This window comes from Caballeronia sp., assembly GCF_049581465.1.
Lineage (GTDB): Bacteria > Pseudomonadota > Gammaproteobacteria > Burkholderiales > Burkholderiaceae > Caballeronia.
Genome location: NZ_JBAUSA010000958.1, coordinates 1 through 3,480, shown reverse-complemented (window position 1 = coordinate 3,480; position 3,480 = coordinate 1). Strand labels below are relative to the sequence as shown.

Annotated in this window: 6 protein-coding genes; 4 read left to right on the top strand and 2 right to left on the bottom strand. The window is 60.6% G+C overall.

All coding sequences use genetic code 11. The features are described 5' to 3' along the window. From WCA53_RS23510 to WCA53_RS23495, 4 genes are all read left to right on the top strand, one after another. The coding region (locus tag WCA53_RS23510; protein ID WP_423916123.1) for a DUF692 family multinuclear iron-containing protein at positions 1 to 327 on the top strand (327 nt) is incomplete at its 5' end. Continuing rightward, the gene (locus WCA53_RS23505; protein ID WP_423916120.1) at positions 324 to 1,094 is read left to right on the top strand and encodes a putative DNA-binding domain-containing protein; all 771 of its coding nucleotides are present in this window, start codon (positions 324 to 326) and stop codon (positions 1,092 to 1,094) included. The genes WCA53_RS23510 and WCA53_RS23505, both read left to right, overlap by 4 nt. Positions 1,095 to 1,113: 19 nt before the next feature. Next, positions 1,114 to 2,448, top strand: a complete 1,335-nt coding sequence (locus WCA53_RS23500) for an acetamidase/formamidase family protein (protein WP_423916118.1) — start codon at positions 1,114 to 1,116, stop codon at positions 2,446 to 2,448. An 86-nt stretch (positions 2,449 to 2,534) separates the two neighbouring features. Then, positions 2,535 to 2,681, top strand: coding sequence for a hypothetical protein (locus WCA53_RS23495; protein ID WP_423916116.1), 147 nt, complete (start codon positions 2,535 to 2,537; stop codon positions 2,679 to 2,681). 95 nt (positions 2,682 to 2,776) lie between these two features. Here the strand turns inward: WCA53_RS23495 and WCA53_RS23490 are convergent, their stop codons facing one another. Next, positions 2,777 to 3,226 carry a MarR family winged helix-turn-helix transcriptional regulator gene (locus tag WCA53_RS23490; RefSeq protein ID WP_423916114.1) on the bottom strand — a complete coding sequence of 150 codons (450 nt, stop codon included), beginning with the start codon at positions 3,224 to 3,226 and terminating at the stop codon, positions 2,777 to 2,779. Between the two features lie 17 nt (positions 3,227 to 3,243). Beyond that, the coding region (locus WCA53_RS23485) for a hypothetical protein (RefSeq protein WP_423916111.1) at positions 3,244 to 3,480 on the bottom strand (237 nt) is incomplete at its 5' end.

Below are 3,480 nucleotides of genomic sequence, written 5' to 3'. Positions count from 1 at the left end.
AACAACATCTTCGTGAGCGCGACGAACCACGGCTTCGACGCCCACGCTTTTCTCGACGGCATTCCTGCCGATCGCGTGCGCCAGATCCATCTCGCAGGGCACAGCCAGGGCCGCGACATGCTGATCGATACCCATGACAACCCGGTCTGCAGCGACGTCTGGACACTCTATGCAAGAGCAATCGCGCGGTTCGGACCGGTCGCGACAATGATCGAACGCGACGCCGAGATCCCGCCGCTGTCCGACCTGCTCGACGAACTGTCGATCGCACGGGCACTGGGCGCCGCCGACGCGCGCGCCCGTTCCAGCACAGCGGAGGCCGCATGACGCTAGCCGAACTGCAGCGCGATTTCCGCTCCTGGCTTGTCAGCCCGTCGGACGACACCGCTTCTCGTCTGGGCACCGACATCATGGCCGGTCTATCCGTCTATCAGAACAACTACCGGGCCCAGCTCGTGGGGTGCCTCGAAGAGTCATTCCCCCAGGTCCGGGCGTGGCTCGGCGACGACGCATTCCTGCCCGCGGCCATGACGCATATCGACAGTCATCCGCCGCACGCCTGGACGCTCGACGCTTATCCCGGCGATTTCAACGAAACGCTGACCGCGCTTTATCCGGATAACCCTGATCTCCATGAACTCGCCTGGATCGAGAACGCGCTTTCCGAAGCCTTCGTCGCGTCCGATGCCGAGCCGCTTCCCGTCGACGCGCTTGCGACGATCGACTGGGACTCCGCTCGACTGCACCTCGCGCCCTCGTTCATGAGCCGTGCTGCCACGACCAATGCACACAGCATCTGGTCGGCGTTATCGGAACAAAAGGATGTGCCCGAGGGCGAGATGCTCGCCGAACCTGGCGGCCTGATTGTCTGGCGCCGGCAATTCACCTCTTGCCTCAAACAGGTGGACGCGCTTGAACTCGAAGCGCTACTTCATCTTCAGGAGAACGGCAGCTTCGCCGCGCTCTGCGACATGCTCGTCGAACGCCTGGGAGACGATGAAGGGGTCGCGGCTGCCGGCACGTTGCTCGCCGGATGGCTCGGCAGCGAGCTCATCGTCGGGGTCGAACAAGCCTCGCCACATCACCATCAATAACCAATCTCGGAGATAGACAATGACGACCACCCTGCCTGACGCACACGCCGAGCAGTCAACCGTGGACAGGCTTCACGTTCAAACCTACACCAGTGGAGTCGTGGGTCCCAGCCAGCCGATGCTCGGCCCCCTCGCCGATGGTGGCACGCTGACTACCGGCACCCCGCCGGGCTGTTGGGGGCCGATGATCACGCCTGCATTTCAGGGCGGCCACGAGGTGACGCAGCCAGTCGCGATCGCCGGCGCCGAAGTCGGTGACGCCGTCGCGCTCAAGATTCAACGTATGCGTGTCACGTCGATGGCCACCTCATCGGGCGTCATGAAATTTGTTGAAGGTCGCTATCACGGCGACCCGTTTGTCGCCAAGTTCTGCTCTGCGTGTGGCACGGAACATCCGGCCAGTCATGTTGAAGGAATCGGCGCCGATGCCATCCGCTGCGATGCCTGCGGCGCCGAGGTGAGCGCATTCCAGTTCGCGCACGGCTATGTGATCGTGCTGGATCCCGACAATCACGTCAGCCTGACCGTTAATCAGGCAGTAGCCGATCGCCTGGCAGGTAACGCGTCGCACATGTCGGCATTGCCCGAGCTGGCTGCCCAACATTCGATCCTGTCGATGGCTCGCGCCGATATACCCGGCCTCGCGGCGCATATGCGTCCGTTCCTCGGCAACATCGGCACCACGCCGGCCCGTGACTTGCCGGATTCCCACAACTGCGGCGATTTCGGTCAGTACCTGATCGGAGCGCCGCATCGGTATTCGGTGACCGCCGAAGAGTTGCAGGCGGCCAAGACTGACGGGCACATGGACACGAACTCGGTGCGGGAGGGCTGCATCCTGATTTGCCCGGTCAAGGTTCCAGGGGCGGGCGTGTACATGGGTGACATGCATGCACAGCAGGGCAATGGCGAGATCGCGGGCCATGCAACGGACGTATCCGGTGAAACCGAGTTGACGGTCGAGGTCATCAAACACCTCACCATCGATGGACCGATCCTGCTGCAAAACCTGGATGACTTGCCGCCGATGGCTCGCCCGATGAGCGCCGAACAACGGCGCAAGGTGGCTGAACTCGGGGCGCGCTGGGGTCAGCACGAGGTGGAGCAGAACGGCCCGATCACCTTTATCGGCAGTGGCGTGAATCTCAATGCTGCGACGGAGAACGGCCTGCGCCGCGCCGCAGCCGTGACAGGGTTGCCCTACGACGAAGTGCTCAATCGCGCCACCATCGCCGGTTCCATTGAAATCAGCCGGCTGCCCGGTACCGTGCGCGTCACCATTCTCTGTCCGATGGACATCCTCGATCGCATGGGGATTGGCCATCTGGTGCGCGAAAAGTACCAATTGAATTGAAGGACGGGGTGATCCAATATTTGACAGGGAGGGTTACGTTTTTTCCCTAACCCTTCGGATTGCTTTCTTTTTCAAAGGAACATCCCATGTTCAAATTGCGTCGTCTGGCTGCTGCGACTGCGAGCCTCGGCTTAGCAATGATCACCCCGGTTCATGCCGCTTCTGTCGTGCAAGGCGCGGCGGCGGATGAGGCGAGTTTCCTCGGGCGAGTGACAAGCACCGCCGCGCAGTGAGACTGGATGGTATTCGACCCGCTCGCTCACCGAGGTGAGCTCATTCCCGGGCAACCACTGCTGAGACGCCGCGGGTCAATCCTGCGCGCAAACAATCATTTCGGTTCGTGCACGGACTTGATGAGGTTGTTGCGAAGCGTGACGATTGCCTTCTGCACTTTGGGGAACTCCTTGGGCGTCAGGCCGCAAGCCTCCACAAGGTTCATGTCCAGGCCTTTGGCGCGCAGGGCCCGACCGCTTTTGGTCAGGCTGACCAGCACTTGACGCTCGTCATGAGGGTCCCGCTGCCTCAGCACATAGCCCATCACTTCAAGTTTCTTGAGGATGGGCGTGAGTGTGTTGGATTCGAGAAACAGCTTTTCGCCCAGGCCGCCGACCGTCTGATTGTCTTCCTCCCATAGCGCAATAATCGTGATGTATTGCGTATAGGTGAGGCCGAGCTCCTCGAGGATCTGCTTATAGGCCTTGCCAAAAGCCAGGTTTGCCGAGTAAACGGCAAAGCACAGGAAATCGGCAAGCTTCACGCCCGTGGTTTCTGGGGTCATTTGCGTCCTCGTCAGCATCAGAGTGATGCGTCATGAAAAACCCAGTATATATCGGATGCGATTTTGTCGGAAGTGTGTGACATCTCCCATTTTGAAACCGGAAAGAAGATGTTCCTGTGACAGATAATCCGCAAGATCAGATTACGGCGTTTTCGGCTGTCCAGCCGATCGGATAGAGGCATCGCAGGTGAAGCGGTCTTGACCCGAGGGTGTGCGAAGACTTGGTGGATATGGCGGAGCCTTGTCACCTGTTC

Bases quoted from the DNA above. Each gene is read 5' to 3' on its own strand.
- WCA53_RS23500 (WP_423916118.1), top strand. From the start codon at position 1,114: ATGACGACCACCCTGCCTGACGCACACGCCGAGCAGTCAACCGTGGAC.
- WCA53_RS23490 (WP_423916114.1), bottom strand. From the start codon at position 3,226: ATGACCCCAGAAACCACGGGCGTGAAGCTTGCCGATTTCCTGTGCTTT.
- WCA53_RS23505 (WP_423916120.1), top strand. From the start codon at position 324: ATGACGCTAGCCGAACTGCAGCGCGATTTCCGCTCCTGGCTTGTCAGC.
- WCA53_RS23495 (WP_423916116.1), top strand. From the start codon at position 2,535: ATGTTCAAATTGCGTCGTCTGGCTGCTGCGACTGCGAGCCTCGGCTTA.